Below are 16848 nucleotides of genomic sequence, written 5' to 3' on the forward strand. Positions count from 1 at the left end.
GGTCTACACCCAGGCCGCGCGATCGAGCGCCGCAGACATCGAGCTGGCGCTGGACGCCGCCCACGCCGCTGCCGCGAGCTGGGCCGCCGTGCCGCCGGCCGACCGCGCCAACCTGTTGCTGAAGATTGCCGACCGCATCGAGCAGAACCTGGAGCTGCTGGCCTACGCCGAGACCGTGGACAACGGCAAGCCCATCCGCGAGACGTTGAATGCAGACATCCCGCTGACGGTGGATCACTTCCGCTACTTCGCCGGCTGCGTGCGCGCGCAGGAAGGTGCTCTCTCCCAGATCGACGGCAACACCATCGCGTACCACTTCCAGGAGCCGCTGGGCGTGGTGGGCCAGATCATCCCGTGGAACTTCCCCATCCTGATGGCGGCATGGAAGCTGGCCCCGGCACTCGGCGCGGGCAATTGCGTGGTGCTCAAGCCCGCCGAGAGCACGCCGGTCAGCATCCTCGTGATGGCCGAGCTGATCGCCGACCTGCTGCCGCCGGGCGTGCTGAACATCGTCAACGGCTTCGGCCGCGAGGCCGGCATGCCGCTGGCCACCAGCAAGCGCATCGCCAAGATCGCCTTCACCGGGTCGACCGCCACCGGGAAGGTCATCGCCCAGGCGGCGGCCAGCAACCTGATCCCCGCCACGCTGGAGCTGGGCGGCAAGAGCCCCAACATCTTCTTCGAGGATGTGATGGCCGAGGACGACGCCTTCCTCGACAAGGCCATCGAGGGCTTGGTGCTGTTCGCGTTCAACCAGGGCGAGGTCTGCACCTGCCCGAGCCGCGCGCTGATCCAGGAGAGCATCTACGACAAGTTCATGGCGCGGGCGCTGAAGCGCGTGGCCGCCATCAAGCAGGGCAATCCTCTCGACACCGACACGATGATGGGCGCGCAGGCCTCGGCCATGCAGATGGACAAGATCCAGACCTATCTGGCCCTGGGCAAGGAGGAAGGCGCCAAGGTGCTGATCGGCGGCGATCGTGCCCATCTCGGCGGCGACCTGGCGGGCGGCTACTACATCCAGCCGACGCTCTTCCAGGGCAACAACAACATGCGCATCTTCCGCGAGGAGATCTTCGGCCCGGTGCTGGCCGTGACCACCTTCAAGACCGAGGCCGAGGCGCTGCAGATCGCCAACGACACCGTCTACGGCCTGGGCGCCGGCGTGTGGAGCCGCGACGGCAGCCGCGCCTACCGCATGGGCCGCGCCATCCAGGCCGGCCGCGTGTGGACCAACTGCTATCACGCCTATCCGGCGCATGCGGCGTTTGGTGGCTACAAGGAGTCCGGCATCGGCCGCGAGACCCACAAGGCCATGCTCGACCACTACCAGCAGACCAAGAACCTGCTGGTCAGCTATTCGCCGAACGCGCTCGGGTTCTTCTGAGCGAAGCGGCTCGCGCCGATCAGCGCGGGCGRCCTCGCACCAGCGGCAGTACACCTGACGTCAGCAAGGCCAGCATCGCCAGCGGCAACGAGCCAGGCAAGGGCAGTTGATTGGTCGTGCGCATGGCGACGCGCAGGTTGTCCAACCCCGTCTCTTCGTTGCCGCCGTTGCCTTCATGCGCCTCGGTCCAGCGGAAGGCCGCGATGGCACTGCTCGAGATCACGCCGACGAAGATCGGCGCGCCGCTGCCGCCGGAGATGGCGAGGTCCTGCGTCGTGCCGTCGCTGAAGAGGAAGGACAGCAGGCCCTGGTCGACCGCGGTGCTGGGCACGCCGGGGCTGGATTCGAAGGCGGTGATGTCCAGCGCGGCGGCGAGGAAGGGCAGCGCGTAATGGCCCTCGAAATAGGCATTGCCGAGGTTGCGCGCGCCAAAGGCCGTGGCCGTCTGCGCGAAGGCCTGGACCGGGCCGAGGTTGCTGGTCAGGGTGACGCCGGGCAGCACCGCCACGCCTGTCAGGTTGGTGCCGGACGAATAACCGGAGAAGTCCTGCGTCTGCGCCGCCCCGCTGATGGCGCCCTGCCATGCCGCGAGGCTGTTGTAGACCGACACGCTGGCGGCCTGGGCCGCGCCCAGGGTGGTCAGGGCAAGAGCAAGGAGGGCACGGCGCATGGTGGGTCTCCCGAGGGGTGTTGCGCCATTGGGCGACCGAAGCCCTGCCGGCGCCCACCCCAAACCCTGGGGGGCGCCCCGCAGATGGAGGGGGCAGCCGGCAGGCCGCAGGCGTGCCCCGCGGCGGGCAAAGGGCATGGGCTTGGCGCCATCATTTGGCCCTGCCCAAGCAACCCCTGCCGCCATGACCGAAACCGCCGCACGCCGCGTCCTCATCCTCCTCGCCAGCACCCGCGCCGACGGCAACGCCGAACTGATGGCCCGCGCCGCGGTGGCGGCGTTGCCCGCCGGCACCGAGGTGCGCTGGCAGCGCATGGCTGAATTGGCCCTGCCGCCCTTCGAGGACATCCGGCACAGCGTTGGCCAGTACCCGGCCCCCACTGGCGACCTCGCCCGCCTGCTGGACGACACGCTGTGGGCGACCGACCTCCTCGTCGCCTCGCCGCTGTACTGGTACAGCCTGCCCGCACCGCTCAAGCTCTACCTTGACCACTGGAGCGCCTTCATGCGCGTGCCGGGCCTGGACTTCAAGCCGCAGATGGCCGGCAAGGCGATGTATGTGCTGTGCGCCACCAGCAGCGGCGACGAGCCCCACCTGGCTGCGCCCCTGGTGGACAGCCTGCGCTTCAGCGCCGGTTACATGAAGATGCGCTGGGGCGGCGCCGTGCTGGGCGACGGCACGCGGCCCGGCGACGTGCTGAAGGACGAGGCCGCGATGGCCGCTGCGGCGAAGCTGCTGCTGGCGTGATCGCCATGACCTCAGACTGGCGGCTGACCGCGCCGTTAGGCTCTGACTCATGCTGTACTTTCGCCCGCTGTTCCCGCAGGACCAGTCCACGCTGTGGGACTGGCTGCACATCGCGCTGTGGGACCCGCCGCCCGCGCCGCTGCGCCCGCGCGAGGTGCTGGACGACCCTGGCGTGCGCATCTATGCCGATGACTGGGGCCGGCCCGGCGACATCGGCCTCGTGGCCGTGCGCAATGGCGCGGATGCGGGCGCCTGCTGGATGCGTGTGCTGCCCGAGGGCGTGGGCCTGGCGTCGGTGGATGCGAGCACGCCGCAGCTGGGCATTGGCCTGTGGCCGGCCTTCCAGCGCCAGGGCATCGGCAAGGCGCTGATGTTGGCGGCGCTGGACGCCGCCTGGCGGGCGGGCCATGCCCAGGTCGCGCTGACCGTCCACCCCGAGAACCCGGCGCGGCGCATGTACGCCAGCTGCGGCTTCGAGGAGGCGGGGCTGCGTGGCAGCTACCACCTGATGGTGGCGCGCCAGACAAGCTGATGTCGTTTGATCCCCGCGGCGARGCGCGCGGGCCACCCAGCGACCACCGTGGAACCGGCTTCGCCGGGCCACTGGTGGTTGCCAAAGCCGGAGGCCTTGTCCTTCGCCAGGCACAAACAGTCCTCAGGACTGTTTGTGTCCGGGCTCAGCCCCCTTGAGGGGGCCGGCGAAGCCGGTAGGGGGTGGGCTATTTTTGCCCAGTGCAGTTGGCGTAGAAGCTGACGGTGGCCGGCCAATCCGAGAACACGCCGATCACGCCGACCTGCTCGGCCAGCACGTCCAGCATGCGGAACATGTCGCCCTCGCGGGTGATGGCGCTGTCATAGGTCTGGTAGTAGGAGCCGTTGTTGCCGTCGGCCAGGATGCCGCTGCGCTCCAGCGACCAGGTGATGATGTCCAGGCCGGCGGCCTTGGCGTTGCGCGCGTACTGCGAGGGCAGGATGTTGCCGCTGGTGTCGGCCGCCAGCAGTACCCACAGCGGCGGCGCGACGATGCGCACGCCCTGGGCGCGGTAGGCCTTGAGCTGCTCGGCGGTGGGCACGTCGGCGGGCACGTTGGCGTCATCGAGGTAGACGGCCTGGCGGCCAAAAGACGGCTCGTTCTTGACCCAGTACAGGATGTCGTTGAGGTCGAAGCTTTGCGCCCACACGTCTCGCGCCGGCACGCCCGCGGCCTTGTGTTCGTCGATCATCTTCTGCGCATAGGCGGCCTGGCTGAAGCCGTCGAAGGGCATGGGCACGCTGGGCGACTTCAGCTCGGGTGTCATCTTCACGCCGAGCTGCTTGAACAGGGCGATGGCTTCCTTCAGCGTCAGCAGCGTGCCGCTGGTGGGGCCGGCGTAGAGGTCGGTGCGGAAGTTCGGCGTGCCGGCCATGTACTCGGCCAYCGTGCGGCCGCGCGGGTTGAAGGCGTCCATCTTGCCGCGCAGCGTCTTGAACTCGGCCAGCGTCAGCTCGCTGGTGCGGCATTCGGCGGCGGCCGGTGCAACCAGAGTGCCGGCGGCGTCGAAGGCGGCCGGCGTGAAGGGCTTGATGCATTTGCTCGCCAGCGGCGTGGCGAGGATGTTGGTGGTCGTGTGCAGGTCGTTCTGCGCGTGGCGGCAGACCAGCTCCTTGTCCTTGGTGAAGGTCACGTCGCACTCGACGATGCCGGCGCCCATGCGTGCGGCGGCCTCATAGCTCTCCTTGGTGTGCTCGGGGAACTGCAGCGGCGCGCCGCGGTGGCCGATGGAGAACAGCGTGGGCCTGTAGCTTTCGCGCGAGGCGGCGCAATGCTGCAGGCGCTTCTTCAGCGGGCTGTCGTTCATCTCGTTGACGAGGAAGAAGGGGCGCGGGCCCAGTTGCACGCTGGCGATGCCGGTGTTGCCGCCGCGGCGGTCGCCATCGGCATCGTGGGCCCAGGCGGGCAGGCTGGCGGCGGCAAGCAGCAGCAGTGCGAGGCGGGTGAAGGTGCGGCGCATGGATGTCTCCGTTGGTTCAAGCACGGCAGGCTAGGCAGCCGCCGTGAAGCCGGCATGACAACGGCGCCCGGGCGCGCAAGCTAGGGGGCGCGCGCAACAAACGAAACCAACCGCGTGCGCCACTGAAGCGGGGCTGCAACGGGCGCTGTCGAGCATGAGGGTTCTTTGACACGGAGCCTTCCATGCACCCGACCTACAAGCCTTTCGCCCTCAGCTTCTTCGCCGCCGCACTGTTCAGCGTGATGAACCCGGCCTCCAGCCAGACCCAGGCCCGCACAGAGCCGCAGGCCGCCGGCCTCATCATCAAGTTCAAGGACGGCAGCCGCACGCCGGTGGCCGCCAAGGCGGCGCTGCAGGGCTTTCGGGCCATGAGCGAGGCGCGCGGCCAGCGCGTGGCCTTCGATCGCGAGAGCGCACTGGGCCATCGCGTCATCCGCCTCGCCCAGCGCGTGCCGGCCAGCGCGCTGGCCCAGCTGGCGCGCGACATCCAGCTGTCGGACCCGAGCATCGAGTCGGTCGAGATCGACCACGTCATGCATCCCACCTTCACGCCCAATGACACGAACTGGGCCAACCAGTGGGACATGAGCGACCCGACCGGTGGCATCAACGCGCCCAAGGCCTGGGACATCGGCATGGGCTCCGGCGCGCGCGTGGCGGTGCTGGATACCGGTGTACTGCCGCATGCCGACATCGCGGCCAATCTGCTGCCGGGCTATGACTTCATCACCGACAGCACCCGCGCCGGCGACGGTGGCGGGCGCGACAGCAATGCCGGCGACCCCGGCGACAACGTCACAGCCAACCAGTGCGGCGCCGACAAACCAGCCCAGAACAGCAGCTGGCACGGCACCCATGTCGCCGGCACCATCGCCGCCGTGGGCAACAACGCGCTGGGCGTCACCGGCGTGGCGCCCAAGGCCAGGATCGTGCCGGTGCGCGTGCTGGGCAAATGCGGTGGTGCTACGTCGGACATCGCCGACGGCATCGTCTGGGCCGCCGGCGGCTCGTTGGCCGGCGTGCCGGCCAACGCCAACCCGGCGCTGATCATGAACCTGTCGCTGGGCGGCGAAGCGGCCTGTGCCAGCATCACGCAGTCGGCCATCAACTACGCCTACAACAAGGGGGCGGTGATCGTTGTCGCGGCCGGCAACGACAACCAGGACGTCGCCAAGCAGACGCCGGCCAACTGCAAGCATGTGATGGCCGTGGCCGCGACGAACAAGGGCGGCGCGCGCTCCAGCTATTCCAACTACGGCGACATGGTGGACATCGCGGCGCCCGGTGGCGACGCGACCTACGGCAACGTGCTGTCGCTGTCCAACTCCGGCATGAGCGGCCCGGTGGCCGACGGCTACAGCTGGCTGCGCGGTACGTCCATGGCGGCGCCCCATGTCGCCGGCGTGGCCGCGCTGATGGCGGCCGTCAACTCGACGGTGCTGCCGTCGGACATGGCCTCCTTGATGCGGTCCACCGCGCGCGCCTTCCCGGGCAGCTGCACGGGTTGTGGTGCCGGCATCGTCGACGCCGAGCAGGCCATCATCGCGGCGCGCGGTTTTCGTCTTGAGAAGGAGCCCAACGACACGCTGGCCCAGGCCCAATACCTGAACGTGTTCCCGGCGCGGGTGCGCGGCACGCTGCAGCCGGCCTACCCGCAGTTCGTCGACATCTACTCGGTCAACCTGGCCGCTTCGACGACGCTGCAGACCACGCTGACGCTGGACCCGCCGACGCTGCTGGATATCTTCCCCTTCAACGCGACGATGGAGCTCCTGGACGCCAGTGGCAAGCTCATCAAGAGCGCCGTGCTGATCGGCGGCAAGCCGGAAGTGAACTACTTCAACGCGACGGGCAAGACGATGGCCGTCTACCTGCGCGTGAAGAGCACCTCGTCGTCGCTGAGCACCAGCGACCGTGGCTACGAGGTGCAGCTGCGCAAGATTGCCTACGCGTTCTGAGCCAGGCGCTCAAGGGCCCGCGTAGGGCCCGCTGCGCAGCGCGTCGGCGATGCCCTTGCGGTTTTGCGACAGCGCCGCCATGCTGAAGTGGATGTGGCCGCTGCCCGGCGAGGCGCGCCGGATGATGTCGATCTGGGCCAGCACCTCGTCGGGCTGCCAGCTTTTGTCGGTGTCGTTGATGCGGCTGGTGAACAGGCCCGGATGGATGGGCCGGCCCAGCGGGTTGGACGCGCGCCAGGCCTGCAGCAGCGGCTCGAAGGACTGGGCCGTCTGCGAGCGCGGCCAGTAGAGCTGGGGCGCGAGATAGTCCATCCAGCCCTCGCGCAGCCACAGCTCCACGTCGGCATAGAGCTTGTCGTACTGGCTGAAGCCACTGATGCCGGCCGGGCGTGCGTCGGGCTTGGGGATGCCGAAGGGGCTGACGCCGACGCGCGTGCCGGGGCGCACTTCATGGGCCAGCGCGTACAGGCGCTGCACCAGCGTGTTGACGTTGTAGCGGCGCCAGTCGTGGCGGCTCAGGGACCCGCCCTTGGCCGTGTAGCGCTGCCAGCTCGGTTCGTCCGGGAAGTCGACCTCCTGCTTGGTGGCCGGATCGTTGATGGGGTAGGGGTAGAAGTAGTCGTCGATGTGGATGCCGTCGACGGCATAGCGGCTCAGGATGTCGCGCGCCACGGCCAGGGTCTGCTCGGCGGCGGCGGGCTCGCCCGGGTCCATCCAGAGCTGGTCGCCATAGCGCTTGACCCAGTCGCGGCTGCGGCCGATGTGCGTCTCGGCCAGCGCGGATTTGGCCGTGCTGTGCCGGGCGCGGTAGGGGTTGATCCAGGCATGCAGCTCCAGGCCGCGGGCGCGAGCCTCAGCCAGCCAGACGGCCAGCGGGTCGTAGCCGGGGTGCTGGCCCTGGGTGCCGGTGAGGTATTCGCTCCAGGGTTCCAGCTTGGATTCGTAGAGGGCATCGGCGCTGGTGCGCACCTGCAGGATCAGCGCGTTAAGGCCGATGCGCACGGCGATGTCGCACAGGGACTTGATCTCGGCCTGCTGCGCTTCAGCGCTCAGGCCAGGCTTGCTGGGCCAGTCGATGTTGGCGACGGTGGCGATCCAGGCGGCGCGCCATTCGCGGGGCGGGGGGGTCAGCACGGTGGCGGCCGATGCTGCGGGCGCTGGCGGCGTGGCCGCCAGCGCTGCCTCGCCCGGCGGCACGGGGGCGGGCGCCGTGGCGCAGGCGGAAAGCAGCGGAACGGAGGCGAGGCTGAGCAGGTCGCGGCGTTTCATGGCATCAGACTTTCATAAACCAGCGCTTGCGATACATGAGCCAGGCGATGGCGTACATGCAAAGCACGAAGGCGATGGCGTGCAGCAGGGAGGCGCTCTTCGGTGCGAGGCCCGAGTCGCGCAGTGGCGCGTACAGCGCGCGGCCGAGGCTGGCGCCGTCGGCAAACTTGACGGTGTAGAGCGTCTTGGCAACGAGGCCCGACAGCGCGAACAGGAAGAGGGCGTTCATGCCGAAGACGACCAGCGGGTGGAACACGCGCGCCCAGCGCTGGCGGGCCAGCGGCTGCGGCATGGCATCCAGCAGCCAGTAGAAGACGGCGAAGACGAGCAAGGCCCAGCCGGCCATGGCGAAGACGAAGGACGGCGTCCACAGCGACTTGTTGATGGGCATCAGCAGCGAGTCGAGCACCTGGCCCAGCCACAGCGACGCCAGGCCATAGAGCACCCAGGTCATGGCCTTGTCGGCGGGCTGCTTCTTGGAGGCCAGCACATAGCCGGCGAGCACGCCCAGCAGTTGGGTCGACACGGCAGGCAACGTCGACAGCAGGCCCTCGGGGTCCCAGACCTTGGCCTGCTTCCACAGGTGGCCGTCCAGCAGCAGGCGGTCCAGCCAGGAACCGGCATCCTTGCCCGGCTCCAGCAGGCCAACGTGAACGATGCCGTCTGCGTCGGGCACCGGCAGGCAGAGTTGCATCAGCGTGTAGATGGCCATCAGCAGCACGGCCCACAGCGCCACGCCGCGCTGGCCGTGCCAGATGACGATGGGCGCCGCGGCCAGCGTGCACAGGCCCAGGCGCTGCAGCACGCCGGGGATGCGCAGGGTCTCGAAATTGAAGCTGGGAACCAGGTTGAGCAGCAGGCCGATGCCGATGATGACCAGCGCCCGGCGTGACGTGCTCAGCAGCAGCGCCGTCTTGTTGGCGCCGCCCTGCGCGCGGCGCGCGAGGCTGAGCGTCATCGCCATGCCGCTGATGAAAACGAAGAAGGGGAAGACCCAGTCGGTGAAGGTCCAGCCGTTCCAGTGCGCGTGCAGCAGCGGCGCGTAGACGTTGCCCCAGTCGCCGGGATTGTTGACGAGGAGCATCGCGGCGATCGCGAAGCCGCGGAAGGCATCGAGGCTGAGCAGGCGGCCGTTCACGCCTCGACCTTTTTGCCGAAGTTGTCMGGCACCTTGATCAGCGCCGCCATGATGAAGCTCGGCAGCGTGGCCACCAGCACCCAGGCGAAGAAGGGCACATAGCCGATGTGGTCCTGCAGCCAGCCGCTCCACATGCCGGGGATCATCATCCCAAGCGCCATGAAGCCGGTGCAGATCGCGTAATGCGCTGTCTTCTGGGTCCCGTCGGCGACGTGGATCATGTACATCAGATAGGCCGTGAACCCGAGGCCGTAGCCGAACTGCTCGACGGCCAGGGCGCTGCTGATGACGGCGAGGCTGGTTGGATGCGTGATGGCCAGCAGCAGGAAGGCGACGTTGGGCACATGCATGGCCAGCACCAGCGGCCACAGCGCGCGCTTCAGGCCGATGCGGGAGATGACCCAGCCGCCGGCCAGGCCACCCAGCGTCAGTGCCGTCAGGCCGACCGTGCCATAGGCGATGCCAACGGCCTTGGTGGACAGGCCCAGGCCACCCTTGTCGACGGGGTCGAGCAGGAAGGGTGAAGCGAGCTTGAGCAGCTGTGCCTCGGGGAAGCGGTAGAGCAGCAGGAAGCCCAGCGTGATGGCGATGCCGGGCTTTTTGAAGAAGCTGGCGAACACGGCCATGAATTCGGCTGCCAGCCCGCGTGCCGCGCTGCGGCCAGGGCCTTGCACGTCGGCCGCAGGCCGGGGCAACACGAGCGCATGCCAGGCCGCCAGCAGCACGAACAGCCCGCCCAGCAGCCAGAACACCCAGGTCCAGGCTTGCACGACGCTGCCGCTGCGCTCGGTCAGCTCACCGGCGAGATAGACCAGGCCGCCCTGGCCGCCGATGTTGGCGAGGCGATAGAAGGTCGAGCGCACGCCCACGAAGGCGGCCTGCTGGTGCTGCGGCAGGGCCAGCATGTAGTAGCCGTCGGCCGCGATGTCGTGCGAGGCGGACGCGAACGCCATCAGCCAGAAGACCGCGAGCGACAGCTGGAAGACCTTGTCGGTCGGGATCGTCAGCGCCACGCCGGCCAGCGCCGTGCCGACGAAGAACTGCAGCACCGTGACCCAGAGCCGCTTGGTGCCGAACAACTCGGCCAACGGCGACCACAGCGGTTTGATGACCCAGGGCAGGTAGAGCCAGCTGGTGTAGAGGGCGATGTCGGTGTTGGAGATGCCGAGGTTCTTGTAGAGCACCACCGACAGCGTCATGACGACGACGTACGGAATCCCCTGGGCGAAGTAGAGCGTCGGGATCCACGCCCAGGGCGAGCGTTGCTGGGTGTTCACGCAGCCAGTGCCCGGCTCACGCTGCCATCGACCTTGTCCAGCAAGGCCTGCGCCTCGCGCGCATCGACACCGCGCTTGAGCATCACCAGCGCCGTCTTCACATGGTGGTCGCATTGCGCCAGCGCAGCCTGCGCATCGGCCTCACTCGCGCCCGAAGCGCGCACGGTCAGCGCCACCGCCCGCTTGACGAGCTTCACGTTGGTCGCCTTCAGGTCCACCATCAKGTTGCCGTAGACCTTGTTGAGCCGCACCATCAGGGCCGACGAGAAGGTGTTCAGCGCGATCTTCTGCGAGGTGCCGGCCTTGAGCCGCGTGCTGCCGGAGATGACCTCGGCGCCGGTGTCCAGCGTGATGCCGATCTCTGCCTGCTGGGTGACCGGCGCGCCGGGGTTGTTGGCAAAGCCGATGGTCAGCGCGCCGGCCGCGCGGGCGGCCTCAATGGCACCCAGCACATAGGGCGTGCCGCCGGACGCGGCCAGCAGCAGGGCCACGTCATTGGGGCCGGGGTTGAGCGCGTTCAGGTCAGCGGCGCCCTGGGCGCGGTCATCTTCGGCGCCTTCGACGGCGACAAACATCGCGCCCTGGCCGCCGGCGATGACGGCGACGGCCCGTTCCCGTGGCCAGGAAAAGGTGGGGTAGAGCTCCACGCTGTCCAGCACGCCGAGCCGCCCGGAAGTGCCGGCGCCGGCATACAGCAGCCGGCCGCCGGCGCGGATGCGCGGCAGTGCGGCGTCCACGGCGGCGGCGAGCTGAGGCGCGGCGGCTTTGACGGCTGCGACGGCATCGACCTGATCGGCGATGAATGCATCCAGCAGTGCCGGCGTGGCGTAAGTGTCCAGGTCGGGATGCCGGGTGCTCGGGGTTTCGGTGTTCAGCATGGGGATCGGAAGCGAAGCTGACGGACTCTAGCGGCTGGCGCCGGACCATGACGAATGCCACGCGCCATTGCAGTCATAACGTCAGGTAATCAGAATCTGCCTGTCGGTTGTAAGGAGTTGGGCATGGCCCCCGACAGAAGCTGGCAAGTCGATGTCGGATGCATCCGGAATCGGCCTGTGGTGAAACCTCTCACATTCATCCACTTTTATCTCCTGGAGACTCGATATGAACGCATCCCTCAAGACTGGCCTGGGCATCGCTGCCGCCGCTGCTGCCCTGTTCGCCACCGCCGTGCCGACGACCGCCATGGCCGCCGACGGCATGGTCAAGTGCTCCGGCGTGAACGGCTGCAAGGGCACTTCCGAGTGCAAGACCGCCAAGAGCGATTGCAAGGGCCACAACGGCTGCAAGGGCCAGGGCTGGGTCAGCAAGAAGAGCGCTGACGAGTGCACCAAGGCTGGCGGAAAAGTTGAAAAGTAAGCCGGCCTGAAACGGGCGAGGTCGCATGCGGCCTCGCCGCCATCTCTGAAATTCAGCCACAGAGACACGGAGGCACAGAGAGGCTCGGCTGCCGCGATGTGCTGGTGATTTCCTCTGTGTCTCTGTGGCTGTGTTCTCTTCATCGACTGAATGACCAAGATTGAAGGCTTCGGCCTGGGCTTGCGCGTCGAGCATTACGCGGCCTTCGAGGCGGGCGTGGATGCCGCCGTGCGGCCCGACTGGCTGGAGATCATTTCCGAGAACTACATGGTGCCCGGCGGCCCGCCGATGGCGCATCTGGAGCGCATCCGCGCGGACTACCCGCTGGTCATGCACGGCGTGTCGCTGTCCGTGGCGGGGCCCGCACCGCTGGACCTGGGCTATCTGCGCGAATTGAAAGTGCTGGCGGACCGGCTTGAGCCCGGCTGGGTGTCCGATCACCTCTGCTGGAGCGCCGACGCGCACAGCCAGCTGCATGACCTGCTGCCCGTGCCGCTGACGCGCGCCGCTCTCGATCACGTGGGCGGCCGCATCGCCCAGGTGCAGGACATCCTCGGCCGGTCGTTGGTGCTGGAGAACGTGTCCAGCTATGTGCGCTTCGCGGCCGACGAGATGACGGAGTGGGACTTCATCGCCCAGTTGCTCAAGGCCACCGGCGCCCAGTTGCTGCTGGACGTCAACAACGTCTATGTCTCGGGCCGCAACCATGGCTTCGACCCGATCACCTACCTGGACGCCAYCCCCGTCGAGCCCGTGCGACAGATCCACCTCGCCGGCCACGAGGACCGTGGCGACATCGTCATCGACACCCACGACCATCCGGTGCGCGACGAGGTCTGGGCGCTGTTCCAGCATGCCGTGAAGCGCTTCGGCGCGGTGCCGACCATGATCGAGCGCGACGACCACATCCCGCCGCTGGAGAGCCTGCTGGCCGAACTGGCCGTGGCCCGCCGCCTGGCGACCACCTCATGAGCGTCATCCAGCAACAGCGGCGGCTGGCCGCTGCGATCCGCGACGGTGCCGACGCGGCCGACCTGCTCGCTGGCGACCACGCGACGGGCCTGGAGGTCTACCGCCATGCCTATCGGGCCCGCCTCGTGGCGGCGCTGACCGACAACTACACCGTGCTCGCCCGGGCATTGGGCGACGAGGCTTTCGACGCCCTGGGCCAGGCCTATCTCGCCGCGCGGCCCAGCCAGCACCCGTCCATCCGCTGGTTCGGCCATGAGCTGGCCGACTTCATGGCCGCAGCAGACGATGAACTCGTGCCCCATGCCAGCCTGATCGATTTCGCGCGCATGGACTGGGCTCTGCGTGGCGCCTTCGATGCGGCCCAGGCACCCCCGCTGGAGCCGGCCTCGCTGGCCGCACTTGGCGCAGACGACTGGGCCGGTCTGGTGCTGCACCTGCAGCCCAGCGTGCAGCGCGCGGTGCTGGCCTACGCCATCGAGCCCGCCTGGCGCGTGCTGCGCGAGTGGGAGCCGGAGTCCGGCGACGACCAACCCGAGCTGCCTGAGCCGGTGGCGCATGAACACACGCTGCTGGCCTGGCGCCAGGCCGGCGAGACCCGCTGGCGCTCGCTGGAGCCGCTGGAGGCCGCTTTGCTGGGCGCGGTGGCCGAGGGCTTGCCGTTCGCGCAGCTCTGCGAGCGCGCCGCCCAGGTGCTGGGCGATCCAGGCGCCGCAGCGCCCGCCGTCGTCGGCGCCCTGCAGCGCTGGCTCGCTGACAGTCTGCTTCAGGAGCGCGCGTCGTAGACCAGGGGGTGGCTGGCCTGGCGTTCGCCGAGGAAAGTACCGTGGCCGTTCATCGTCGGCGCGATGGTGCCGCGAGAGGATTTGGTCCAGGTCACCGTGAGCTCGCAACGGCTGACGGCCGCGGTCTTGGGATCGCTGTTGTTGGCATTGCGGCTGGCGATGTTGAGGTTGTCGTCCACCAGGGCCGGCTCCAGCCGGTAGCCGCCCGCCACGCTGCCCTCGATGCGTGCGCCCAGATTCTCGTTCTTGATCGTGAAGCTGCTGCCATCGCTGCGGCTGCAGCTGCCGCTGCCCGTGGCGACGGCGTCGTTCACGCCGGACAGGTTCAGCCGCACCGGCAGGGCGGCGCCGCTGCGTGTCAGCAAAGGGTTGCCAGTGGGCTGCAGCACCGTGAAGCCAACGGGCAGCGTGACCTGGCTCACATGGCGAACACCGGCCCGCGTGAACACCAGCTGCACCACCGGCTGGGCGCTCGCGGCGGCCAAGCTGGCGGTGTAGCCCAGACGCTCGCCGTCGGGATTGCTCATCGTCACCTCGGGGCCGCCGTCGATGCTGACCGACAGGCGCTCATCCGGCGCCATCAGCACCGTCGTCAGTACGTTGGCGGACTTGCCGAGGAAGCCGTCCACCACCACGCGGTTGTCGCCCGTTGCCTGGGCCGCGCTGAAGCGAGGGCTGATCTCGTCGACGTTCAGCGTCGAGGATTCGGTGCAGTTGCGCAGGCCGCACACGATGCCGTCGGCCATGGCACCGACGACGTCAGCGACGTCGTGGCCTACGCCGCCACAGCCTGCCATGGCGAGCAGGGAGAACAGCAGGGGYGCCGTCACGCGGCAGCAGGAGGAAAAGGTCATCGGTACACCTTGAATTTCGAGCGAGTGGATACTAGGCGCAAGCCGGCTTTGGTTGTTGGTGCCGGCCCCGTGATTGTTCACCTGTTGGAGTCGTTATGTCGTCGCGCCTTGCTCCCCTGTTTGCCTCGCTATCCCTGCTGCTGGCCCTGCCAGGCCACGCCGCCCTCAGCGTCGGCGCCCCGGCCCCCGACTTCAGCACTGACGCCGCCGTCGGCGGCCAATCCTTCAAGTTCAAGCTGGCCGAGGCCCTCAAGCAAGGCCCGGTGGTGCTGTACTTCTATCCCAAGGCCTTCACCAGCGGCTGCACCGTCGAGGCCCACCAGTTCGCCGAGGCGACCGACAAGTTCAAGGCGCTGCACACGACGGTCATCGGCATGTCCAACGACGACATCGAGACGCTGAAGAAGTTCAGCGTCGAGGCCTGCCGCAACAAGTTCGCCGTCGCGGCCGACGCCGGCGGCAAGGTCATCAAGGACTACGACGTCACGCTGAAGATGGTGCCCGGCACCATGGCCGACCGCGTGTCCTATCTGATCGGCACCGATGGCAAGGTCGCTGCTGTGCATGCCAGCATGAACCCGGACGGCCACATCGACGCGATGCTGAAGGCGGCTCAGCAACTGAAGAAATGATTGCCGGCCCGGAAACGGCGGTTGTGCGCGTCCGAGGGGCTGGCGAGGCGGGTTGCCMGCAAGGCGAGACGACGCAGCGGGCTCGTGCCCGCAAGGAAGAACAACGCAGCCGGCAGCCCGAAGCGCCAGACCAGCGGACGTGCAGCGCTGGTGATCGAAGTGGCATGCGAGGCTGGCAAGCGGTCTTGTCGAAGCGTCAGGCCTGCGATGAGTAGCGAGCGGTCAACTGCCGTTTTCGGTCTCGGGGCGGCCGAGCTGATCGCCGCCTACCGCAGCGGCGAACTGTCGCCCGTCGAGGTGATGGGCGCCGTGCTGTCCCAGGCCGGCAAGCGTGAGGGCGAACTGCACGCACTGTGCGCCATGGATGCCGAGGGCGCTTTGGCCGCGGCCCGCGCCAGCGAGGCGCGCTGGCGTGCCGGCACTGCGCTGGCGCTGGACGGCGTGCCGGTCACGCTGAAGGAGAACATCGCCGTGCCCGGCGCGAGCTACCGCCTGGGCACTGCCGCGACGGCGGATGACGCGACTGCCGACTTCGAGGCTCCGCCCGCCGCGCGGCTGCGCGAGGCCGGTGCCATCGCCTGGGCGCGCACCACCATGCCCGACTACGGCATGCTGAGCTCGGGCCTGTCCAGCCTCTATGCCGAGCCGGCACGCAACCCCTGGAACGTGGCGATGACGCCTGGTGGTTCCAGCGCTGGCGCCGCGGCGGCGGGTGCGGCCGGCTATGGCCCTCTGCACCTGGGCACGGACATTGGCGGCTCCATCCGGCTGCCGGCCGGCTGGTGCGGCCTGGTCGGCCTCAAGCCCAGCCATGGCCGCGTGCCCATCAAGCCGGGCTATGCCGGCCGGGTCGCCGGGCCGCTGACGCGCACGGTCGAGGACGCCGCGCTGATGCTGGCCGTGCTCGCGCAACCGGATGCGCGCGACCCCACGCAGCTGCCGCCGGGCTCTGTCACGCCGCGGCCGCTGGAGCTGCGTGGCTTGCGCATCGGGCTGATGCTCGATGCGGGCTGGGGCGATGCCGTGCAGCCGGAGGTCGAGGCGGCGGTGGTCGCGGCGGCGCGTGCCTTCGAGCAGGCTGGCGCCATCGTCGAGCCGCTGGCCGCCTTCACGACGCGCGAGATGGCCGACGGCATCGACCGTTTCTGGCGCATGCGCTCCTGGCTGGATATCTCGGCCCTCGCCCCCGAGCGCCGTGCCAAGGTTCTCCCCTACATCCTCGGCTGGGTCGCGCCCGCGGCCGGCTACGACGGCGGCACGGTCTTTCGCGGCTACAGCCAGATGCAGGCCTTGCGCGAGGCGGCCAATGCAGCCTGCGAGCCGTTCGACTTCGTGCTGTCGCCCGTCGCGCCCATGCCGGCCTACCCGGCCCACCTGGCCAGCCCGCTGCACGACCCGGCGCGGCCCTTCGAGCACATCGCCTTCACGCTGCCCTACAACATGAGCGAGCAGCCGGCGCTGTCCATCAATGCGGGCTTCACGTCGAGTGGCTTGCCGATTGGGTTGCAGATCATCGGCCGGCGCTTCGACGACGCTGGCGTGCTGGCCTTGGGCGCAGCGTGGGAGCGGTTGCGACCCGAGCAACGCCCCTGGCCCTTCTGGGAGAGCCCACCATGATCCTCGTCCTTGGCCATGTCACCGCCCGCCCCGAGCATTTCGACGAGGTGCTGAAGCTCAGCCATCAACACGTCGAGCGCTCGCGTGCGGAGCCAGGCTGCCTTGTCCATGCAGTGCACCGAGACACCGAGAACCCGTTGCGCCTCGTCTTCGTCGAGAAGTGGAGCGACATGGCGGCCCTGCAAGCCCACTTC

General features: G+C 68.7%; 17 protein-coding genes. 10 read left to right on the top strand and 7 right to left on the bottom strand.

Annotated elements, in window-relative coordinates; all coding sequences use genetic code 11:
* Positions 1 to 1387: aldehyde dehydrogenase (gene adh / locus ACXJKR_RS08420; RefSeq protein WP_457322334.1), on the top strand; the 1387-nt coding region annotated here is incomplete at its 5' end.
* A gap of 19 nt (positions 1388 to 1406) precedes the next feature.
* Here adh and ACXJKR_RS08425 read toward each other — a convergent pair.
* Positions 1407 to 2057: a hypothetical protein gene (locus ACXJKR_RS08425; RefSeq protein WP_457322336.1), complete on the bottom strand. Its 651-nt coding sequence runs from the start codon at positions 2055 to 2057 to the stop codon at positions 1407 to 1409.
* 184 nt (positions 2058 to 2241) lie between these two features.
* Here ACXJKR_RS08425 and ACXJKR_RS08430 point away from each other — a divergent pair, with 184 nt between their 5' ends.
* Positions 2242 to 2805: a flavodoxin family protein gene (locus ACXJKR_RS08430; protein WP_457322338.1), complete on the top strand. Its 564-nt coding sequence runs from the start codon at positions 2242 to 2244 to the stop codon at positions 2803 to 2805.
* Between the two features lie 49 nt (positions 2806 to 2854).
* Positions 2855 to 3337 (top strand): GNAT family N-acetyltransferase, encoded by a 483-nt coding sequence (locus tag ACXJKR_RS08435; RefSeq protein WP_457322340.1) that lies wholly within the window; start codon positions 2855 to 2857, stop codon positions 3335 to 3337.
* A gap of 187 nt (positions 3338 to 3524) precedes the next feature.
* On the opposite strand, the gene ACXJKR_RS08440 is transcribed toward ACXJKR_RS08435, so the two are convergent.
* The gene (locus ACXJKR_RS08440; RefSeq protein WP_457322342.1) at positions 3525 to 4796 is read right to left on the bottom strand and encodes a glycerophosphodiester phosphodiesterase family protein; all 1272 of its coding nucleotides are present in this window, start codon (positions 4794 to 4796) and stop codon (positions 3525 to 3527) included.
* A gap of 182 nt (positions 4797 to 4978) precedes the next feature.
* On the opposite strand from ACXJKR_RS08440, the gene ACXJKR_RS08445 reads away from it, so the two are divergent.
* The gene (locus ACXJKR_RS08445; protein ID WP_457322344.1) at positions 4979 to 6754 is read left to right on the top strand and encodes a S8 family peptidase; all 1776 of its coding nucleotides are present in this window, start codon (positions 4979 to 4981) and stop codon (positions 6752 to 6754) included.
* Between the two features lie 9 nt (positions 6755 to 6763).
* Here the strand turns inward: ACXJKR_RS08445 and ACXJKR_RS08450 are convergent, their stop codons facing one another.
* The 4 genes from ACXJKR_RS08450 to ACXJKR_RS08465 are packed head-to-tail and all read right to left on the bottom strand — an operon-like array spanning position 6764 to position 11316.
* Positions 6764 to 8023, bottom strand: a complete 1260-nt coding sequence (locus ACXJKR_RS08450; protein ID WP_457322345.1) for a glycoside hydrolase family 10 protein — start codon at positions 8021 to 8023, stop codon at positions 6764 to 6766.
* A gap of 4 nt (positions 8024 to 8027) precedes the next feature.
* Entirely contained in the window at positions 8028 to 9161 is a 1134-nt protein-coding gene (locus ACXJKR_RS08455) for an acyltransferase family protein (RefSeq protein ID WP_457322347.1), read from the bottom strand.
* Positions 9158 to 10438 carry an MFS transporter gene (locus ACXJKR_RS08460; protein WP_457322349.1) on the bottom strand — a complete coding sequence of 427 codons (1281 nt, stop codon included), beginning with the start codon at positions 10436 to 10438 and terminating at the stop codon, positions 9158 to 9160. The genes ACXJKR_RS08455 and ACXJKR_RS08460 overlap by 4 nt, the downstream gene beginning before the upstream one ends.
* Positions 10435 to 11316, bottom strand: a complete 882-nt coding sequence (locus ACXJKR_RS08465) for an N-acetylmuramic acid 6-phosphate etherase (protein ID WP_457322351.1) — start codon at positions 11314 to 11316, stop codon at positions 10435 to 10437. Before ACXJKR_RS08465 ends, ACXJKR_RS08460 begins: the two co-directional genes overlap by 4 nt.
* Before the next feature lie 226 nt (positions 11317 to 11542).
* Between ACXJKR_RS08465 and bufA2 the strand changes: the two genes are divergently transcribed.
* From bufA2 to ACXJKR_RS08480, 3 genes are all read left to right on the top strand, one after another.
* Positions 11543 to 11797, top strand: coding sequence for a BufA2 family periplasmic bufferin-type metallophore (bufA2, locus tag ACXJKR_RS08470; RefSeq protein ID WP_056200244.1), 255 nt, complete (start codon positions 11543 to 11545; stop codon positions 11795 to 11797).
* Between the two features lie 150 nt (positions 11798 to 11947).
* Positions 11948 to 12769, top strand: a complete 822-nt coding sequence (gene bufB, locus ACXJKR_RS08475; protein WP_457322354.1) for an MNIO family bufferin maturase — start codon at positions 11948 to 11950, stop codon at positions 12767 to 12769.
* On the top strand, positions 12766 to 13551 hold the full coding sequence (locus ACXJKR_RS08480) for an HvfC/BufC family peptide modification chaperone (RefSeq protein ID WP_457322355.1): 786 nt from the start codon (positions 12766 to 12768) through the stop codon (positions 13549 to 13551). The genes bufB and ACXJKR_RS08480 overlap by 4 nt, the downstream gene beginning before the upstream one ends.
* On the opposite strand, the gene ACXJKR_RS08485 is transcribed toward ACXJKR_RS08480, so the two are convergent.
* Entirely contained in the window at positions 13533 to 14405 is an 873-nt protein-coding gene (locus ACXJKR_RS08485) for a hypothetical protein (protein ID WP_457322357.1), read from the bottom strand. The genes ACXJKR_RS08480 and ACXJKR_RS08485 overlap by 19 nt on opposite strands.
* 95 nt (positions 14406 to 14500) lie before the next feature.
* Here ACXJKR_RS08485 and ACXJKR_RS08490 point away from each other — a divergent pair, with 95 nt between their 5' ends.
* The 3 genes from ACXJKR_RS08490 to ACXJKR_RS08500 all read left to right on the top strand — a co-directional run.
* The gene (locus ACXJKR_RS08490; RefSeq protein ID WP_082532814.1) at positions 14501 to 15037 is read left to right on the top strand and encodes a peroxiredoxin; all 537 of its coding nucleotides are present in this window, start codon (positions 14501 to 14503) and stop codon (positions 15035 to 15037) included.
* Positions 15038 to 15244: 207 nt separating this feature from the next.
* Complete coding sequence (locus tag ACXJKR_RS08495) at positions 15245 to 16654, top strand: amidase (protein WP_457322359.1); 1410 nt, start codon at positions 15245 to 15247, stop codon at positions 16652 to 16654.
* Positions 16651 to 16848: putative quinol monooxygenase (locus ACXJKR_RS08500; RefSeq protein WP_457322361.1), on the top strand; the 198-nt coding region annotated here is incomplete at its 3' end. The genes ACXJKR_RS08495 and ACXJKR_RS08500, both read left to right, overlap by 4 nt.

Source organism: Roseateles sp. P5_E11, assembly GCF_054049355.1.

Coding starts and splice junctions, on each gene's coding strand:
- ACXJKR_RS08435 (WP_457322340.1), top strand. CDS start 2,855: ATGCTGTACTTTCGCCCGCTGTTCCCGCAGGACCAGTCCACGCTGTGG.
- ACXJKR_RS08450 (WP_457322345.1), bottom strand. CDS start 8,023: ATGAAACGCCGCGACCTGCTCAGCCTCGCCTCCGTTCCGCTGCTTTCC.
- ACXJKR_RS08480 (WP_457322355.1), top strand. CDS start 12,766: ATGAGCGTCATCCAGCAACAGCGGCGGCTGGCCGCTGCGATCCGCGAC.
- bufA2 (WP_056200244.1), top strand. CDS start 11,543: ATGAACGCATCCCTCAAGACTGGCCTGGGCATCGCTGCCGCCGCTGCT.
- ACXJKR_RS08490 (WP_082532814.1), top strand. CDS start 14,501: ATGTCGTCGCGCCTTGCTCCCCTGTTTGCCTCGCTATCCCTGCTGCTG.
- ACXJKR_RS08495 (WP_457322359.1), top strand. CDS start 15,245: ATGAGTAGCGAGCGGTCAACTGCCGTTTTCGGTCTCGGGGCGGCCGAG.
- ACXJKR_RS08445 (WP_457322344.1), top strand. CDS start 4,979: ATGCACCCGACCTACAAGCCTTTCGCCCTCAGCTTCTTCGCCGCCGCA.
- ACXJKR_RS08430 (WP_457322338.1), top strand. CDS start 2,242: ATGACCGAAACCGCCGCACGCCGCGTCCTCATCCTCCTCGCCAGCACC.